The sequence below is a fragment of the Mycoplana azooxidifex genome (genome assembly GCF_014196765.1).
In the GTDB taxonomy this organism is placed as follows: domain Bacteria; phylum Pseudomonadota; class Alphaproteobacteria; order Rhizobiales; family Rhizobiaceae; genus Mycoplana; species Mycoplana azooxidifex.
The window spans coordinates 251,289-267,322 of record NZ_JACIEE010000008.1 but is presented as its reverse complement, the minus strand read 5'-3'; the positions used below and the strand labels follow the sequence as shown (position 1 = coordinate 267,322).

Annotated in this window: 14 protein-coding genes; 8 read left to right on the top strand and 6 right to left on the bottom strand. The window is 64.6% G+C overall.

Annotation, left to right across the window (positions count from 1 at the left end; genetic code table 11):
* The first annotated feature begins 13 nt into the window (after window positions 1-13).
* From GGQ64_RS20040 to GGQ64_RS20025, 4 genes are all read left to right on the top strand, one after another.
* Window positions 14-514, top strand: a complete 501-nt coding sequence (locus tag GGQ64_RS20040; protein WP_183807092.1) for a phosphatase domain-containing putative toxin — start codon at window positions 14-16, stop codon at window positions 512-514.
* A 150-nt stretch (window positions 515-664) separates the two neighbouring features.
* Window positions 665-2,023, top strand: a complete 1,359-nt coding sequence (locus GGQ64_RS20035; RefSeq protein ID WP_183807091.1) for an esterase-like activity of phytase family protein — start codon at window positions 665-667, stop codon at window positions 2,021-2,023.
* Window positions 2,024-2,183: 160 nt separating this feature from the next.
* Window positions 2,184-2,429, top strand: coding sequence for a BrnT family toxin (locus GGQ64_RS20030; RefSeq protein WP_183807090.1), 246 nt, complete (start codon window positions 2,184-2,186; stop codon window positions 2,427-2,429).
* On the top strand, window positions 2,429-2,740 hold the full coding sequence (locus GGQ64_RS20025) for a BrnA antitoxin family protein (RefSeq protein WP_183807089.1): 312 nt from the start codon (window positions 2,429-2,431) through the stop codon (window positions 2,738-2,740). Before GGQ64_RS20030 ends, GGQ64_RS20025 begins: the two co-directional genes overlap by 1 nt.
* Window positions 2,741-2,776: 36 nt before the next feature.
* On the opposite strand, the gene ppx is transcribed toward GGQ64_RS20025, so the two are convergent.
* The 4 genes from ppx to GGQ64_RS20005 form a co-directional block, all read right to left on the bottom strand.
* Entirely contained in the window at window positions 2,777-4,297 is a 1,521-nt protein-coding gene (gene ppx / locus GGQ64_RS20020) for an exopolyphosphatase (protein ID WP_183807088.1), read from the bottom strand.
* 12 nt (window positions 4,298-4,309) lie between these two features.
* Window positions 4,310-6,511, bottom strand: coding sequence for an RNA degradosome polyphosphate kinase (locus tag GGQ64_RS20015; RefSeq protein WP_183807087.1), 2,202 nt, complete (start codon window positions 6,509-6,511; stop codon window positions 4,310-4,312).
* A gap of 66 nt (window positions 6,512-6,577) precedes the next feature.
* Window positions 6,578-7,279 (bottom strand): DnaA regulatory inactivator HdaA, encoded by a 702-nt coding sequence (gene hdaA, locus GGQ64_RS20010; protein ID WP_183807086.1) that lies wholly within the window; start codon window positions 7,277-7,279, stop codon window positions 6,578-6,580.
* Between the two features lie 11 nt (window positions 7,280-7,290).
* Window positions 7,291-8,424 (bottom strand): AI-2E family transporter, encoded by a 1,134-nt coding sequence (locus GGQ64_RS20005; protein ID WP_343059526.1) that lies wholly within the window; start codon window positions 8,422-8,424, stop codon window positions 7,291-7,293.
* A gap of 314 nt (window positions 8,425-8,738) precedes the next feature.
* On the opposite strand from GGQ64_RS20005, the gene purM reads away from it, so the two are divergent.
* The 3 genes from purM to GGQ64_RS19990 all read left to right on the top strand — a co-directional run bounded on the left by purM (window position 8,739) and on the right by GGQ64_RS19990 (window position 12,163).
* Window positions 8,739-9,812 carry a phosphoribosylformylglycinamidine cyclo-ligase gene (purM, locus tag GGQ64_RS20000; protein ID WP_183807084.1) on the top strand — a complete coding sequence of 358 codons (1,074 nt, stop codon included), beginning with the start codon at window positions 8,739-8,741 and terminating at the stop codon, window positions 9,810-9,812.
* The gene (gene purN / locus GGQ64_RS19995; RefSeq protein WP_183807083.1) at window positions 9,809-10,522 is read left to right on the top strand and encodes a phosphoribosylglycinamide formyltransferase; all 714 of its coding nucleotides are present in this window, start codon (window positions 9,809-9,811) and stop codon (window positions 10,520-10,522) included. The genes purM and purN overlap by 4 nt, the downstream gene beginning before the upstream one ends.
* Window positions 10,523-10,846: 324 nt before the next feature.
* Complete coding sequence (locus GGQ64_RS19990) at window positions 10,847-12,163, top strand: phospholipase D-like domain-containing protein (protein ID WP_183807082.1); 1,317 nt, start codon at window positions 10,847-10,849, stop codon at window positions 12,161-12,163.
* A 194-nt stretch (window positions 12,164-12,357) separates the two neighbouring features.
* On the opposite strand, the gene GGQ64_RS19985 is transcribed toward GGQ64_RS19990, so the two are convergent.
* Both GGQ64_RS19985 and GGQ64_RS19980 read right to left on the bottom strand, forming a co-directional pair.
* Entirely contained in the window at window positions 12,358-12,942 is a 585-nt protein-coding gene (locus tag GGQ64_RS19985; protein ID WP_183807081.1) for an NUDIX domain-containing protein, read from the bottom strand.
* Window positions 12,939-15,059 carry a molybdopterin-containing oxidoreductase family protein gene (locus GGQ64_RS19980; protein WP_183807080.1) on the bottom strand — a complete coding sequence of 707 codons (2,121 nt, stop codon included), beginning with the start codon at window positions 15,057-15,059 and terminating at the stop codon, window positions 12,939-12,941. The genes GGQ64_RS19985 and GGQ64_RS19980 overlap by 4 nt, the downstream gene beginning before the upstream one ends.
* A gap of 103 nt (window positions 15,060-15,162) precedes the next feature.
* On the opposite strand from GGQ64_RS19980, the gene GGQ64_RS19975 reads away from it, so the two are divergent.
* On the top strand, window positions 15,163-16,026 hold the full coding sequence (locus tag GGQ64_RS19975; RefSeq protein WP_183807079.1) for a 23S rRNA (adenine(2030)-N(6))-methyltransferase RlmJ: 864 nt from the start codon (window positions 15,163-15,165) through the stop codon (window positions 16,024-16,026).
* Window positions 16,027-16,034: the final 8 nt, after the last annotated feature.

Below are 16,034 nucleotides of genomic sequence, written 5' to 3'. Positions count from 1 at the left end.
ATAAAATGCCGCCATGGACACGCTGGAACCCTTCAGGATCGCGACCATAGCGCTTGCGGGCGGCGGGCGGATCGGCATCAGCCGCATCCCGGGCCGCAACGATTCCTATGACGGCGACCTGCAGGCGATCTCGGACTGGGGCGCACACACAGTCGTCTCGATGACCGACCGCAGCGAGATGGTGGCGCGGGGCTGCGAGGACCTCGGGCTGAGACTCGCGGCCCGCGGCATCGGCTGGTTCCACTTCCCGATCCGCGACTTCGGCGGCCCGACCGGCGGCGGGCTCGTGGAATGGCCTGGCCTCTCGGCGCAGTTGCACGAGATCCTCGACGACCGCGGCGCGGTGCTCGTCCATTGCCATGGTGGCCACGGCCGCGCCGGCATGGTGGCGCTGCGGCTCCTGGTCGAGCGCAGCGAGGCCCCCGAGGCGGCGCTGAAGCGCATCCGCGCGGTTCGGCCGGGTGCCGTGCAGACCGACGCGCAGTATCGCTGGGCGGCTTCCGCGGCCGAGTGAGAAGCGCCGGCCGGTCAAGGCCCGGTGCGGCCAGCCTGTCACTGCCCGGTTTTGGGGACGGTCATGAAAGCTTCAACCAACTGTCAAGCCGCGTTCACGCGGCCCTCCTATCGGGTTGCTCGCAATGCCAACCCATGGGGGATCATTTCGATGACCAGAACCTTGCTGACCACCGCTGCCCTTTCGCTTCTGATGGCGGGCGCCGCCCTTGCCGACGAGAAGGAATTTCCGGCCACGCTGAAAGCCCACGCGATCCTGCCGGCCAACACGATCATTGCCGCCCCGGTGGACGCCGCCGACTACCTGAAGACGTCCGGCAAGTTCTCCACCGCCGACCGCAAGCGCGCAGACGCGCTCGGCACCGTCATGGGCAAGGACGGCGTGCGCGAGACGGGTCTTGCACTGCCCTTCGACGGCCAGCCGATGCAGGGCTTCTCCGGCATCAAGACCATGGACGACGGCACCTTCTGGTCGCTGTCGGACAACGGCTTCGGCAGCAAGATCAACTCCACCGACGCCATGCTGATGATCCACAACATCCGCCTCGACTGGGACAAGGGCACGCTGGAGCCGGTCAAGACCGTCTTCCTCTCCGACCCGGACAAGAAGGCGCCCTTCCCGATCGTCATGGAAGGTGCGGCAACGCGCTACCTGACGGGCGCAGACTTCGACGTGGAATCGATCCAGCCGGTCGCGGACGGCTTCTGGATCGGCGAGGAATTCGGCCCCTACATCCTCAAGTTCGACCTCGACGGCAAGCTGACCGACGTGATCGCCACGGAAGTCGACGGCAAGCCGGTGACCTCGCCTGACAATCCGACGCTCACGGTCCAGGCCGATCCGTCCAAGAAGATGCCGGCCTTCAACGTCAAGCGTTCCGGCGGCTATGAGGGCCTCGCGCTGTCGAAGGACGGTTCGAAGCTCTACGGCCTGCTTGAAGGCCCGCTCTGGGTGGACAACGAGAGCGTCGAGCAGGCAGACGGCCGCCCGGCGCTGCGCATCATCGAGCTCGACGTCGCCTCCAAGGCCTGGACCGGCCGCAGCTGGCTGTATCCGCTGGCCGAAGGCGGCGAGGCGATCGGCGACTTCAACATGCTGGACGAGACGACGGCGCTGGTGATCGAGCGCGACAACGGTGTCGGTACGGCCGACAAGGCCTGCGCCGATCCGAAGGACCCGAAGCCCGACTGCTTCGCCGTCGCCTCCAAGGTGAAGCGGATCTACAAGATCGCCATGACCGAGGAGAACGTCGGCAAGGCCGTGCGCAAGATCGGCTACATCGACCTCCTCAAGATCGCCGACCCCGACAACAAGAAGCGCCAGGGCGGCGGCGACGGCTTCTACGACATGCCGTTCGTCACGATCGAGAACGTCGACCGGGTGGACGAGACCCACATCGTCGTCGGCAACGACAACAACCTGCCCTTCTCCGCCGGCCGTGCGCTCGACAAGGCTGACGACAACGAGTTCGTGCTGATCGAAGCGGGCGAGTTGCTGAAGGCGGAGTGACGGTGACAGCAGGCCCCTGCGCCTGTCGCCGGGGCCTCTTCCTCATGCCGGGAAGCGCAAATGTGTGCCGTGGTTTTGCGCGACATGCTTCAAGTACGAAACAAATCCCGTACATACAAATATTCATTGCTCGATGGCATGAATTATCGTACATACATTTATGAAGATCGTATGGGACGAACCGAAGCGCATTGCCAACTTCGAAAAGCACGGCCTCGACTTCGCCGAACTGTCCTTCGAGTTCTTCCTTGCCTCGGTCGTGATCCCGGCAAAAGACGGGCGCTCCAAGGCGATCGGCCGTCTACGGGACGGCACCGTTGTCGTGATCTTCCTGACTCTCGGCACTGAGGCGCTTTCCGTCATTTCGATGCGCCCTGCCCGCAAGGACGAAAGGAGCCTGCTCTGATGGCCAGCAAAGACCAGACCCAAAAGGAATTCCAGCCTGGACGAGGCTACGCGAGAGAGGACTGGGATGCCGTCTCCGACAATCCGCCACTGACGGAGGAGGAGATGAAGCGGGCGCGGCCCTTCAAGGATGTCTTCCCCGAAATCGCGGAGAAGATGGAGCGGGCGATCCGCGGCCGCCCCAAAGCAGAGCAGACGAAGACGCCTGTCACGATCCGGCTCGACCCTGATATTGTCGACCACTACAAAGCCACCGGAAAAGGCTGGCAGAGCCGGATGAACGACGATCTGCGCAAGGTGGCCGGACTCTGAAGCACGTCAAGGCTCAGCAGGAACAGGTCCGCACCTTCACTCGAACCGGAACGCCAGCTTCAGCCCGGTGAGCTTGGCCAGTTGCTGCAGGCGGCCCTCGATGCGCTCGCCGGAAAAATCCGCGTATTCGGCCGGGACGACGAAGTCGAGGTCGGTGTCCTGGGCGGTCGACGGGCGGACTTGCAATCTCGGGACGACGCCGGGCATGGAGGCGGAGAACAGATAGACGATGCGCAGAAGGCCGCCGAGCAGCTTGGCCAGCATCAGCATGCGCGGTGTGGCGATCGCCGCCAGCGGGCTCGTGGCGCCGTCGTCGTAGAGACCCTCGAAGCGGTAGTAGTTGGCCAGCGCGATATAGGCGCGGCCGGAATGGGTGATGCCGGTGAAGGTGCCGTGCGAGATGATGTTGAGCGCCTGCAGGCCGCGGTAGTCGGGATGGGCGCGCCAGCTGATGTCGGCGAGCAGGCAGGCGGCCTGGCGATAGCGCGCCTCCTGCGCGGTTTCCTCGATGCCGAATTGCGGCATGACCCGGCCGGTCCAGTCCGCGAGTTCGCGCGCGTGCTCGGGCGAGCGGGCGCGCAATATCGCCAGTTCCTCGGCGGCAGCCAAGAGCGGATCGCGCTGCTTCTCCCGTTCGGGCAGCAGCGAATAGAGATAGCCCTCGCGCACGCCCTGCGAGGAAAACGATACTTTCGACGGGCGCATCAGCGCGATCGTCTCCTGCATGGCGACGGCGCCATAGGGCAGCAGGTTGCGGCGGTTCTTGGAAATGGTGGCGTAGGCCGGATCCTTCGTGTCCTTGGTGGTGACGACATAGGTGAGGAAGTCCATCGCCTGGTCGTAGGAGATCTCGTAGCCCTGCATCATGTGCAGGGGATAGTTGTTCAGCTCCATATGCAGCTTGGCGAGCGAGCGCCAGGTGCCGCCGACGGCATAGAAAGTGCGCCCCTGACCGCGCTTGAGCAGGCCCGCCGTCTTCAGGTGCCTGCGGGCGATGACGCGCGCCTGCGCGACCGAGCCGCCCGAGCTTTCCGACAGGCGGATGCCGCCGAGCGGCAGGGTCATTCCGGTGCCGATCGTGTCTCCCGAGACGTCGACCACCTCCAGCGAGCCGCCGCCGAGGTCGCCGACGATGCCGTCGGGATCGTGAAAGCCGCTGATGATGCCGAGCGCGGAGAAATAGGCTTCCTCGTCGCCGGAAAGCACGCGCACCTTGTGCTCGAGGATCTCCTCGGCGCGCTCGATGAAGGCCGGGCCGTTTTCCGCCTCGCGGGCGGCGGCGGTCGCAAGCGCATACATCCTCGTCGCCCGCGCCTGGTGCGACAGCGCCTTGAAGCGATGCAGCGCAGCCAGCGCCCGCTCGACGCTGGCGTCATCCATGCGGCCGGTCTTCGCGAGCCCCTTGCCGAGGCCGCACATCACCTTTTCGTTGAAGAGAATGGCCGGCGCGCGGCTCATCCCCTCGTAGATGACGAGCCGGATGGAGTTGGACCCGATATCGACGACAGACACCGGGGCGATCCCAGGCAGACGCCCCTGCGCTTCAGATTCAACCATGCAAATCCAATTTTACCGTTTGCGCTGGCTCTTCCAGCCGGCGATCGCCTTGGGCGCGCTCGACTTGAGAGCTTCCCCCCGCCCCGAAAGGCTGGGGTTCGTCATGAAATATTGCTGCGCATTGAACGGTTCGGCCCCCTGCTGCACCTGCATTCGCCGCGAGGTGCCGTCGGAGAGAATCTCGTAGCTCTGCTGATTGTCGATCAGATTGCCCAGCATGATCTGCGATAGAACCTGTTCGTGCACAGTATGATTGGTCAGCGGAACGAGCGTCTCGACACGCCGGTCCAGGTTGCGCGGCATCAAATCCGCGGAGCCTATATAGACGAGCGCCTTGTCGGAGGGAAGCCCGTGACCATTGCCGAAGCAGAAGATGCGGGAATGTTCCAGGAAGCGGCCGACGATGGACTTGACGCGGATGTTGTCCGACAGGCCCGGAACCTGGGGACGCAGGCAGCAGATGCCGCGCACGACGAGATCGACCTCCACGCCCGCCTGGCTGGCGCGGTAGAGCGCATCGATGATGTCGGGGTCCACCAACGAGTTCATCTTCATCCAGATCGATGCGGGCATGCCGCCTTCCGCATGCGCGATCTCCTCCTCGATGTGCTGGAGGATGCGCGGGCGCAACGTATGCGGGGAGACGGCGATCTCCATGTCACGCTCGGGCTCGCCGTAGCCGGTGATGAAGTTGAAGATGTTGGCCATGTTGTGGGCGATCGACGGGCTGCAGGTGAAGAAGGACAGGTCCGTGTAGATCTTCGCCGTGACCGGGTGGTAGTTGCCGGTGCCGAGGTGGCAGTAGCTGCGCAGCCTCCCCTCTTCGCGGCGGACGACGAGCGACATCTTGGCGTGCGTCTTGAGCTCGATGAAGCCAAAGACGACCTGGACGCCGGCGCGCTCCAGATCGCGCGCCCAGCGGATGTTGGCTTCTTCGTCGAAGCGGGCCTTGAGCTCCACCAGGGCCGTTACCGACTTTCCGGCTTCCGCCGCGTCGATCAGGGCGCGCACGATCGGGCTGTCGTTGGAGGTGCGGTAGAGGGTCTGCTTTATCGCCACGACCTCAGGATCGCGCGCAGCCTGGAGCAGGAACTGGACCACCACGTCGAAGGACTCGTAGGGGTGATGGACCACCATGTCCTTTTCGCGGATGGCGGCGAAGCAGTCGCCGGCGTGCTCGCGGACGCGCTCGGGAAATCGGGCATTGTAGGGCTCGAACCGAAGGTCGTTGCGCGGGGCCTTGGTGATTTCCGACAGCGTGTTGAGCGCCAGCAGGCCCGGCAGCACCGCCACGCGGTTCTCCGGGACGCCGAGTTCGTTGACGACGAACTGGCGCAGTGACGCCGGCATCTCCGAATCGGTCTCGATGCGGATCACCGACCCGCGGCGGCGGCGCTTCAGCGCCGTCTCGAAGAAGCGCACGAGATCCTCGGCCTCTTCCTCGACCTCGATATCACTGTCGCGGATGATGCGGAACGTGCCCGAGCCCTGCACCTCGTAGCCCGGAAACAGCCGGTCGATGTGGAGGCTCACCGCGTCTTCCAGCGTGATGTAGCGGATCGTCGCGCCGTCATCGGGCAGGCGGATGAAGCGATCCAGCGCAGGCGGCAGGCGCAGCAGCGCCGTCATCGGCTCGCGCTCGCTCTTGCTTATGAGCTGCAGCCCCATCGAGAAGCCCAGATTGGGGATGAACGGGAACGGATGGGCCGGATCGATCGACAGCGGCGTCAGGACCGGGAAGATCGACTGCTCGAACTCCTGGGCGAGCCAGCGGCGATCGTCGCCCTTCAGCGCCGAGGGCCGCACGATGACGATATCTTCCTTGGCGAGGTACTGCTGCAGCACGGCGAGCGAGGCCTGCTGTTCCATCTGCAGATTGTCGATTTCCTTGAGGATACTGTCCAGCTGCTCGGCGGACGTCTTGCCGTCCGGGCTGCGGACGGCGATGCCCTGGCGGACCTGGCCCTCCAGCCCGGCGACGCGCACCATGAAGAACTCGTCGAGATTCGCAGCCGAGATCGACAGGAAGCGGACGCGCTCGAGCAGCGGGTGGGCCGTGTTCAGCGTTTCCTCCAGGACGCGCCGATTGAACTGGAGCCAGGAGAACTCGCGGTTCACGAAGCGCTCGGGGCTTTTCATCAGCTCCGCGACGGCGACAGAAAGGTCGTCCGCCTTCTGCTCCAGCTCTTGTGCTTCCGAGATAACTGCATCCATTTCGACCACCGCCCTGTTGTTTTTGTTTGTGGCTCGTAAAGCAGTTTGACGACGCTTCTATGACAGTCAATCCCCGGGGTCAGACGTGGCGGCCCCGGTCATCTCTCCGAGGACCTCCTGGGCGAGCGTGCGGGTGATGCGGCTGCCGCGCGAAAGCGCCAGCCGGTCGAGCCGGTCGACCGCCTTCTGGGCGGCATCGAGCGAGCGTTCCATCCGGGCAACCATGTAGGCGACGAGGCGGTCGTCGACGAAGAGCTGGCGGTCGGCGAAGAGCTTGACGATCACCTGCGACAGCAGTTCGTCGTCGGGTTCGCCGATCTCGACGACGGTCGCCGCCTTCAGCCGCGAGCGCAGGTCGGGCAGCGTCACCGGCCAGGACATCGGCCACAGCCGCGAGGTCATCAGCAGCGTGTGGCCGTTCTGGCGGACGTAGTTGATGACGTGGAAGAGCGTGCGGTCGTCGAAGCCGACACGGTCGACGTCCTCGAACAGCACCGGACCGGCCTCGGCCGCCGCCTCCGCCCCCCTGCCTTCGAGCGCGTGGATTTCCGAAGCCCCCGAGCGTTCCCGCCAGATGGCGGCAAGGTGCGTCTTGCCCGAGCCGATGGGGCCTGCGAGGATCACCACCGGAGAGGGCCAGTTCGGCCAGGAATCGACCACCGATATCGCCGCGCTCAGCGGATCCGATACCAGGAGGTCGTCCCGCCCGGACGAGGGGACGTGCTGGAACTCCAGCGGCAGCTGTTCTGCGGGCTTCGGCGGTTTCATGCGGCTACTCGTTACGGCTTGCGCCCGGTTGCCGCTTCCTTCTTGCGGATGGCGGGCTTGCGGACGACGGGCGGACTGCCCTGACCGTGATAGAGGTCGCTGTCAAGGTACCGCCGCAGGCCGAAGCGGACAAGCACGCCGATCGCGGCCGAGGCGGGGACGGCGACAAGCAGGCCGACGAAGCCGAACAGTGCACCGAAGGCAAACAGCGCGAACATCAGCCAGACCGGATGCAGCCCCACCTGCGAGCCGACCAGCTTCGGCTGCAGGATGTTGCCCTCGATGAACTGGCCGGAGAAGAAGATCGCCAGAACCGCGCCGATCCACAGGTAATCGGGCCAGAACTGGACGATGGCGACGCCGACGGACAGCACCAGGCCGACCATGGACCCGACATAGGGGATGAAGCTGATGAGGCCGGCGAAGAGACCGATCAGCAGGCCGAAGTTCAGTCCCACCCCAGTCAGCCCGACGCCATAATACAGGCCGAGGATGATGCAGATCGAGCCCTGGCCGCGCACGAAGCCGGCGATCGCCGTGTTCATCTCGGTCGCGAGCTCGCGCACGGTTGCGACGTGCTCGCGGGGTATCCAGCTGTCGACCTTGGCGATCATGCGATCCCAGTCGAGCAGCAGGTAGAAGGCGACGACGGGCGTGACGACCAGCAGCGAGGCGATGTCGACCAGCGCCAGGCCGGAGTTCCAGATCTGCTTGAACACCGTACCGAGCAGGCCGGCGCCTTCGGCGAGCACGCTGCCGAACCCTTCCTTGATCGTGCCCATCTGGCTGTTGATCCAGGGCGGCAGGATCTCGGGGTTGAAGCTCGTCACCAGCGACTGCAGCTGCGTGATGTATTGCGGCAGCTTGGAGAGAAAGTCCGAGGCCTGCGTCGCCAGAAGCGGGATGATGATCATCAGCGACAGGGCGAAGATGATGACGAAGGCGATCAGGATGACGACCGTGGCCATGGTGCGGCTGAGACCGAAGCGCTCCAGCCGGTCGGCGACGGGATCGAGGAAATAGGCGAGCGCCATGCCGGCCACGAAGGGCAGCAGGATCGAGCTGAACACCATCAGGAAGACAACGACGGCGGCCAGCGCCAGCAGCCAGAAGATCACCTGCCGCTTCAGCCCGGCGCCGCTGATGTGGCCCGCGCCGGAACGGACAGTCTCCGCAGGCGCTGCCTCGACGGGTACGACCTTGCTCTTCTGCCGCGCGCTTTCGTAAGCCTTCACCGTGCCGTCTTCCCTTGCATGAGATCTTTTGTCGTACTGAGATAGGCCGTTGCGCAGAGCATGGTCAAGCTTGCGGCGGCCGGGAACGGCTGCGGGCCGGTTTCGCGAACGGCCGGCAGCATGCCGCAAAACCGTGAAAAAGGCCGTCGGCCCGGGCATTGCGCTTGCACTTGTCGCCCCGACGTGCCAATCGGGCGCAATTGCCAGAAAGCGGAGAGCGGACGATGAGCCAGTCTGACAAAAACGGCCTGACCTACAGCGATGCGGGCGTCGACATCGACGCGGGCAACCTGCTGGTCGAGAAGATCAAGCCGGCCGTCCGCTCCACCCGCCGCCCCGGCGCCGACGGCGAAATCGGCGGCTTCGGCGGCCTGTTCGACCTCAAGGCGGCAGGCTTCACCGATCCGGTCCTCGTCGCCGCCAATGACGGCGTCGGCACCAAGCTGAAGATCGCGATCGACGCCGACAGGCACGACACCGTCGGCATCGACCTCGTCGCCATGTGCGTCAACGACCTCGTCGTGCAGGGCGCCGAACCGCTGTTCTTCTTGGACTACTTCGCCACCGGCAAGCTCGATCCCGACCAGGGCGCTGCGATCGTCGGCGGCATTGCCGAGGGCTGCCGCCAGGCCGGCTGCGCGCTGATCGGCGGCGAGACGGCCGAGATGCCCGGCATGTATGCCGGCGGCGACTACGACCTTGCGGGCTTTGCCGTGGGTGCAGCCGAACGCGGAAAACTGCTGCCGGCCGGCGACATCGCCGAGGGCGACGTGATCCTCGGGCTTTCCTCTTCCGGCGTGCACTCCAACGGCTATTCGCTGGTGCGCAAGATCGTGGCGCTCTCCGGCCTTGCCTGGGACGCCCCTGCCCCATTTGCCAAAGGCGAGACGCTGGCCGAGGCGCTGATGACGCCGACGAAGATCTACGTGAAGCCGCTGCTGAAGGCGATCCGCGAGACCGGTGCGATCAAGGCGCTGGCCCACATCACCGGCGGCGGCTTTCCCGAAAACATTCCGCGCGTGCTGCCGAAGCACCTCGCAGCCGAGATCGACCTCGACGCGGTCAAGCCGCCGGCGGTGTTCTCCTGGCTCGCCAGGACTGGCGGCGTGGCGGCCAACGAGATGCTGCGCACCTTCAACTGCGGCGTCGGCATGATCGCCGTCGTGCAGGCCTCCGACGTTGAACGGGTGAGCGCCGTGCTTTCGGCCGAGGGCGAGAGCGTCTTCACGCTCGGCCGCATGGTCGCGCGTGAAGACGGCGCGTCCGGCACCAGCTACAAGGGCACGCTCGCCCTATGAACGCAGGCGCTGTCAGTCCGGCCGCATCGGGTGCCGCACCCGCCGGCGAACGCAGGCTGCGCAAGCGCGTCGTGGCCTTCATCTCCGGCAGCGGCTCCAACATGGTCAGGCTCGCGGAGGCCTGCGCCGATCCGGACTTCCCGGCCGAGATCGTCGCCGTCTTCTCCGACAAGCCGGAGGCGGGTGGGCTCACCAAGGCTGAAGCCTTCGGCATCCCCACCTTCGTCTTTCCGCGCAAGAACTACACCTCGAAAGACGCGCACGAAGAGGCGATCCTCGACGAGCTCGAACGGCAGCAGCCGGACATCGTCTGCCTCGCCGGCTACATGCGGCTGCTTTCGGGACGGTTCATTTCGCGCTACGAGGGCAAGATCCTCAACATCCACCCCTCGCTGTTGCCGCTGTTCCCCGGCCTCGACACCCATCGCCGCGCCATCGAAGCCGGCATGAAGATCGCCGGCTGCACAGTCCACTTCGTCACCGAGGGCATGGACGAGGGCCCGCAGATCGTCCAGGCGGCCGTGCCGGTGCTGGCCGGCGACACCCCGGCGGACCTCGCTGCGCGGGTACTGACGGTGGAGCACCGGGCCTATCCGCTGGCGCTGCGGCTGTTTGCGGAGGGCAAGGTGCGGATGGAGGACGGCCGGGCTGTGGTGGTTGGCGCTGCGGTGGGTAAGACCGTGGGCTCGCTGATTTCGCCGGGCATTTGAGGCACCGGCCACATACGCAGCGTGAGAGAATTTACAGTCTTGCGCCGCAGAGACTACCAACGGCGGAAATGGGGCCGGGGACGGACTGGCGGGTTTGGGTTTGCTGTTCCGCTGAAGTGGACGTTGATCAGCGTTGTGCCTTGCTGTGGGCACGGCGAGAGGCAGCCCTTTGCTGACCTTGGCGTTCGGCGCGGCAAAGCCCAAGAGCATCCGAAAAATGCCAATCGGTCAACGTCTCGCCGCGCTATAGAAAGCCGTTCCACCGCCTACGGTAGTTAAGTAGTTTAGCGACGACATTTCACATATACGGAGATTGATTCTGCAATGGCGCTTTCAGAATTATACGCGAACACTGGCGCAACAGGTTTCACCATCAATTTCTTTATGAACGCAGGGCCATACCCCAGGTTGGGGCTGCTAGCTGCGCCGTTCTTCACGACAAATGACCCCATAAAGGCTCTGACCGACAAAGGATGTGATGTCCGGCTGATCGTCCGGTTTTCGCCGATTACAACGCCGGAAGCGCTACGGCAGGCCCTTGAGAATCCCCGGGTCAAAACCCGCTATTTCACCGACGCCAAGTTTCACACGAAGCTCTATATCATCGACGATAGCGCGCTCGTCGGCTCCGCCAACCTCACCGATAGCGGCCTGAAAGCAAATCGGGAACTTTCTGTCCTATTGAAGCAGGAACGCGATGAGGCCTTCTACGCGCTGCCCGGCCTATTTGACGAGTTGTGGAACGACGCAGACGTTTTGAACGAAGAAGTGCTCCGCGAATATGGAAAGGCGTTCAAATCCAAAGAGAAGCCGCAGGATGAGGACGCCTTCGAGAAGTTCATCCACAAATTTGTAAAGCCTGCCGCCCCCAAGAGCATCGTCGTTGGCAGCGAAAAGAAATCGAAAGAGCGTGCCTTCATCCAAGGGTTTCGCAGAAAATATGATGAAATTCTGGTGCCTGCGCACCATGAGGTCCTCGAAGTCGCCCAACAGCACGGCTTTGGGCGGCCAGAATATGCCGGGCAGGATCCCCAGATCGAGATGGCAAGGTTCCTCGGGTGGCTGCGTCTGACACAAGGCAGCGGTGATGGTTGGCGTGAGACATCGTTGCTCAGCGACTCGAAGGACCGGGCCGCGCGGATTGCCGAATATGTGCAGATCTGGCAGTCCACAGACGATACCGTAAAAGGCGATATGTATCACGCTTCGGCAGAGATCGAGAATATCGCGAACATACGGACTTACCTCTGTGATCCGAACGAGTTGGACCGGCTGAGTTTTGACGAACTGTTCCGACACCTCACGGGCTGCCACGCCTTTCTCGAACGCTTGCCCTTTGTTTCCAAGGATATCGGGGATAACCTGTCCGGCCTTGAACGACTGCGCATCGACTTCCAAAAGAAAAATACGCTCGAGGCCGTTGTGCGAACCGTTCGCTACCTGCTGGCAGGCTCCGGCGATGCGATTGAGCGTGCCTATGACTGCGTATACGGCAGCTATAAGCTCAAAGGCTTCGGTGAAGCGTGTGTAATGGAGTTGCTCGGCTGGGGAGACACCAAACGTCCTCCGTTCAATAATCGCTCCATTCGAGGCATCCGCTTGTTAGGGTTTGACGTGGAGCACTTGGTCGCTGGTGAGTAGCGAAAATCTATGTGGCGGCTTGCTGCACATAGGTGACAATGCGCCACAACAAAAATCATGTCCACGTTGAGGAAAGGATGAAGGCGACACAATGTCCGAAATGGCGGCGCGAAGCGGACATGGTTGCGCTCCTACCGCACCGGCGTGTCGACCGCACAATTCGGAAGCTTCAACCTGCGCCGCCGCGCCCCTGGCTACCGCCGCCGCGCCAGCGCCCATTGCACCAGCATGATCGTCTTGCCGTCGCAGATCTCGCCGGTCTCGATCATGCGGGCGGCCTCGTCGAGGGCGAGTTCGACGACCTCGATGTCCTCGTGCTCGTGGTCGGCGCCGCCGCCGTTGCCCTCGCGGACGGAGGCGTCGATCTCGGCTGCGAAGAAATGGACGAGTTCGGTGACGGCGCCGGGGCTCATGAAGGCGCGGAACAGCGACTTCACCTCGCCGATGCGGTAGCCCGTCTCCTCCGTCACCTCGCGGCGGATAGCGTCGGCCGGATGGTCGCCGTCGAGCAGGCCTGCCGGCGTCTCCAGCAGCCAGCCGGAATGGCCGTTCTGGAAGGCCGGCATGCGGAACTGGCGCACGAGGATGATCGTGTCGCGCTTCGGATCGTGCAACAGGATCGTCGCGCCGTTGCCGCGGTCGTAGACCTCCCGCTCCAGGCGGGCGGTGTGCCCGTCGGAGCCGGTATAGTCGAAGGTGACCTTGCGCAGGTGGTACCAGTTGTCGGAGAGCGTCTCGTCGGAGACGACCTCGATCTTCGCGTCACGGAACTTCGTCATGCAATCTCTTTCCTGAGCCAGACGCGGTTGTCGTGCACGGCAGCACCTCCATAGGGGGCGACCGGATCGGCGCCTGTGAGGACATTGATGCCCTCGCCGTCGAGATGGGCGTCGTTCGGCCAGATTCCCTCGGCGATCAGCACGCCCGCCTTGGCCTCCCCGGTCACCTTCGCATGCAGGCGGATCTCGCCGCGCGTGTTGCCGAGCCGGACGATGTCGCCGCCGGCGATTCCGCGGGTCGCTGCGTCATCCGGATGGATCATCACCTCCGGCCGGCCCTCGCGCTCCCGCGACCACTTCATCTCGGTGAAGCTCGAATTCAGGTAGGTGCGCGCCGGCGGGGTGGCCAGGCGGAAGGGGTGGTCGGCATCCACCGCCTCGATCACCTCGACATAGTCGGGGAAGTCCGGCAGCGACTGGTGCGGGCCGAGCGGCCCGACGGAGACCGGCGGCCGGTTCGGCGCGGGCGTCGTCGTCCAGCCGGGGCGGAAGCGGAATTTTCCGTCCGGGTGGCCGAAACCGTTGCGATAGTGGGCGGTCTCGAAATCCGGCTGGCAATCGATCCATTTGGCCTCGGCCAACCCGTCGTAGTCGATCCCGTAGTGCGGCAACATGCGGGTGATGTGCTCGCGTTCCGACAGGCCGAAGCCCGGCAGGTTGGAGACGCCGAGACGCCGGGCGAGTTCGTCGATGACGAAGAGATTGGTGCGCACGGTCGCAGGCGGCTCGACGAGCTTGGGGCCGAGCAGGATGTGCTGGTGGCCGCCGGCGCGATAGAGGTCGTCGTGCTCGACGAACATGGTGGCGGGCAGGACGATGTCGGCGAGCTTGGCCGTATCGGTCATGAACTGCTCGTGCACGGCAACGAACAGGTCGTCGCGCATAAAACCCTGCTTCACCAGCCGCTGCTCGGGGGCGATGCTGACCGGGTTGGTGTTCTGGATCAGCATGGCCGTCACCGGCCCGCGATGGCGCAACGCGACGGGATCGCCGGTCAGCACGCGGCCGATCTGCGACTGGTCGAGCTCGCGGATGTCGGGATCGACCATGTCGAGGCCCATCAGCTCGCGCTTGTCGAGCCGGAAGATGCCGCCGTTGTTATGAAAGGCGCCGCCGCCCTCGTACTGCCAGGAGCCGAGCACGGTCGCGACCGAGCAGGCGGCGTGCATGGAGACCGAACCGTTGCGGCTGCGGGTGAAGCCGTAGCCCAGGCGGAAGAAGGTTCGTTTCGTCTCGCCGACAAGGCGGGCGAAGGCCTCGATCTCCTCGACCGAAAGCCCGGTGATGGCTGCGGCCCATTCCGGCCCGCGGGTGACAAGATGCGCCTCGAGGCCGGCCGGATCGTCGGCGAACTCGGCCATATAGGCGCGGTCAGCATGGCCGTCGCGGAAGGCTACGTGCATGACGGCGCAGGCAAGGGCCGCATCCGTGCCGGGGCGCAGCTTCAGCGCCATGTCGGCCTGCTTCATCGTCGGGTTGTCGTAGATGTCGATGACGACGAGCTTGGCGCCGCGCTCCTTGCGCGCCTTGACCGCATGGGCCATCACGTTGACCTGGGTGGCAACCGCATTGGTGCCCCAGATGACGACGCAGTCGGCTTTCGCCATCTCACGCGGATCGGGGCCGCTGAGACTGCCGGTGCCCATCACGTAGCCGGTCCAGGCGGTGTTGGTGCAGATACTGTCGAAGAAGCCGGAATAGCGCTTGGCATGGCGCAGGCGATCGATGCTGTCGCGCTGCACCTGGCCCATCGTGCCGGCATAGTAATAGGGCCAGACGGCTTCGGTGCCATGGGTCTGCTCGGCCTTGACGAAGGCGTTCGCGATCTCGTCGAGCGCGTCCTCCCAGGAGACCTCCTGCCAGCCCCCCTCGCCCTTGCCACCCTTGCGGCGGAGCGGCTTCATCAGCCGGTCGGGGTGATAGAGCCGGTCGGCATAGCGGGCGACCTTGGCGCAGATGACGCCGGCCGTGTAGCTGTTGTCGGCGCTGCCGCGCACCTTGCCGATGCGCCCGTCGGCGCCGATCTCGATGTCGAGCGCGCAGGCGGAGGGACAGTCGTGCGGACAGACGGAGTGGCCGGTCCGGGATTTGCCGAGAAGGGGGGTCGCAACGTTCATGGCATTTGTATATTGCAGAGGCGAAGCGCCAAGAAGGCAAAAATTTCTCCCATCGCAACAATTCATCGGCCCATCACGCAAACGCAGGGTCAGGACCCGAGATATGAATTACCGCCACATCTATCATGCGGGCAATTTCGCCGACGTGCTCAAGCATGCCGTGCTGGCGCGGCTCGTCACCTACATGCAGGGCAAGGACAAGGCGTTCCGCGTGCTCGACACTCATGCAGGGACCGGTCTCTACGACCTCTCCAGTGAGGAGGCGCAGAAGACCGGCGAGTGGCTGGACGGGATTGGCCGGCTGCTCGAGGGCGAGTTGCCGGCGGACATGGCCGAGCTGCTCGCGCCCTATCTCGACACTGTGAAGGCGCTCAATCCGGACGGCGGCGTTCGGCTCTATCCCGGCTCGCCGAAGCTTGCACGCATGCTGTTCCGGCCGCAGGATCGCCTGTCGGCGATGGAACTGCATCCGGACGACTACGAGAGCCTGCACCGGCTGTTCGACGGCGATTTCCAGAGCCGCATCACCCATCTCGACGGCTGGCTTTCGCTCGGCGCCCACCTGCCGCCGAAGGAGAAGCGCGGGATCGTGCTGGTCGACCCGCCCTTCGAGGAGGAGGGCGAGTACGAGCGGCTCGCCGATGGCCTGGCACGGGCCTGGCGGCGCTTCCCCGGCGGCGTCTACTGCCTCTGGTACCCGCTGAAGAAGGGCACGCCGATCGCCGATTTCCACAAGGCGCTGAAGGATCTCGGCATTCCCAAGATGCTGTGTGCAGAGCTTGCCGTGAAGAGCGACCGGGAGACGACGGGGCTGACCGGCTCCGGCCTGATCGTCGTCAATCCGCCCTTCACGCTGAAGGCGGAACTCGGCCGGCTGCTGCCGTTCCTGAAAGAGAAACTGCGGCAGGACCGCTTCGCCTCGTCGCGCTGCTTCTGGATCTCCGGCGAGACACAACTCGCCTCTTGACCGCAGGC

Coding starts and splice junctions, on each gene's coding strand:
- GGQ64_RS20040 (WP_183807092.1), top strand. CDS start 14: ATGGACACGCTGGAACCCTTCAGGATCGCGACCATAGCGCTTGCGGGC.
- GGQ64_RS20035 (WP_183807091.1), top strand. CDS start 665: ATGACCAGAACCTTGCTGACCACCGCTGCCCTTTCGCTTCTGATGGCG.
- GGQ64_RS20030 (WP_183807090.1), top strand. CDS start 2,184: ATGAAGATCGTATGGGACGAACCGAAGCGCATTGCCAACTTCGAAAAG.
- GGQ64_RS20025 (WP_183807089.1), top strand. CDS start 2,429: ATGGCCAGCAAAGACCAGACCCAAAAGGAATTCCAGCCTGGACGAGGC.
- ppx (WP_183807088.1), bottom strand. CDS start 4,297: ATGGTTGAATCTGAAGCGCAGGGGCGTCTGCCTGGGATCGCCCCGGTG.
- GGQ64_RS20015 (WP_183807087.1), bottom strand. CDS start 6,511: ATGGATGCAGTTATCTCGGAAGCACAAGAGCTGGAGCAGAAGGCGGAC.
- hdaA (WP_183807086.1), bottom strand. CDS start 7,279: ATGAAACCGCCGAAGCCCGCAGAACAGCTGCCGCTGGAGTTCCAGCAC.
- purM (WP_183807084.1), top strand. CDS start 8,739: ATGAGCCAGTCTGACAAAAACGGCCTGACCTACAGCGATGCGGGCGTC.
- purN (WP_183807083.1), top strand. CDS start 9,809: ATGAACGCAGGCGCTGTCAGTCCGGCCGCATCGGGTGCCGCACCCGCC.
- GGQ64_RS19990 (WP_183807082.1), top strand. CDS start 10,847: ATGGCGCTTTCAGAATTATACGCGAACACTGGCGCAACAGGTTTCACC.
- GGQ64_RS19985 (WP_183807081.1), bottom strand. CDS start 12,942: ATGACGAAGTTCCGTGACGCGAAGATCGAGGTCGTCTCCGACGAGACG.
- GGQ64_RS19980 (WP_183807080.1), bottom strand. CDS start 15,059: ATGAACGTTGCGACCCCCCTTCTCGGCAAATCCCGGACCGGCCACTCC.
- GGQ64_RS19975 (WP_183807079.1), top strand. CDS start 15,163: ATGAATTACCGCCACATCTATCATGCGGGCAATTTCGCCGACGTGCTC.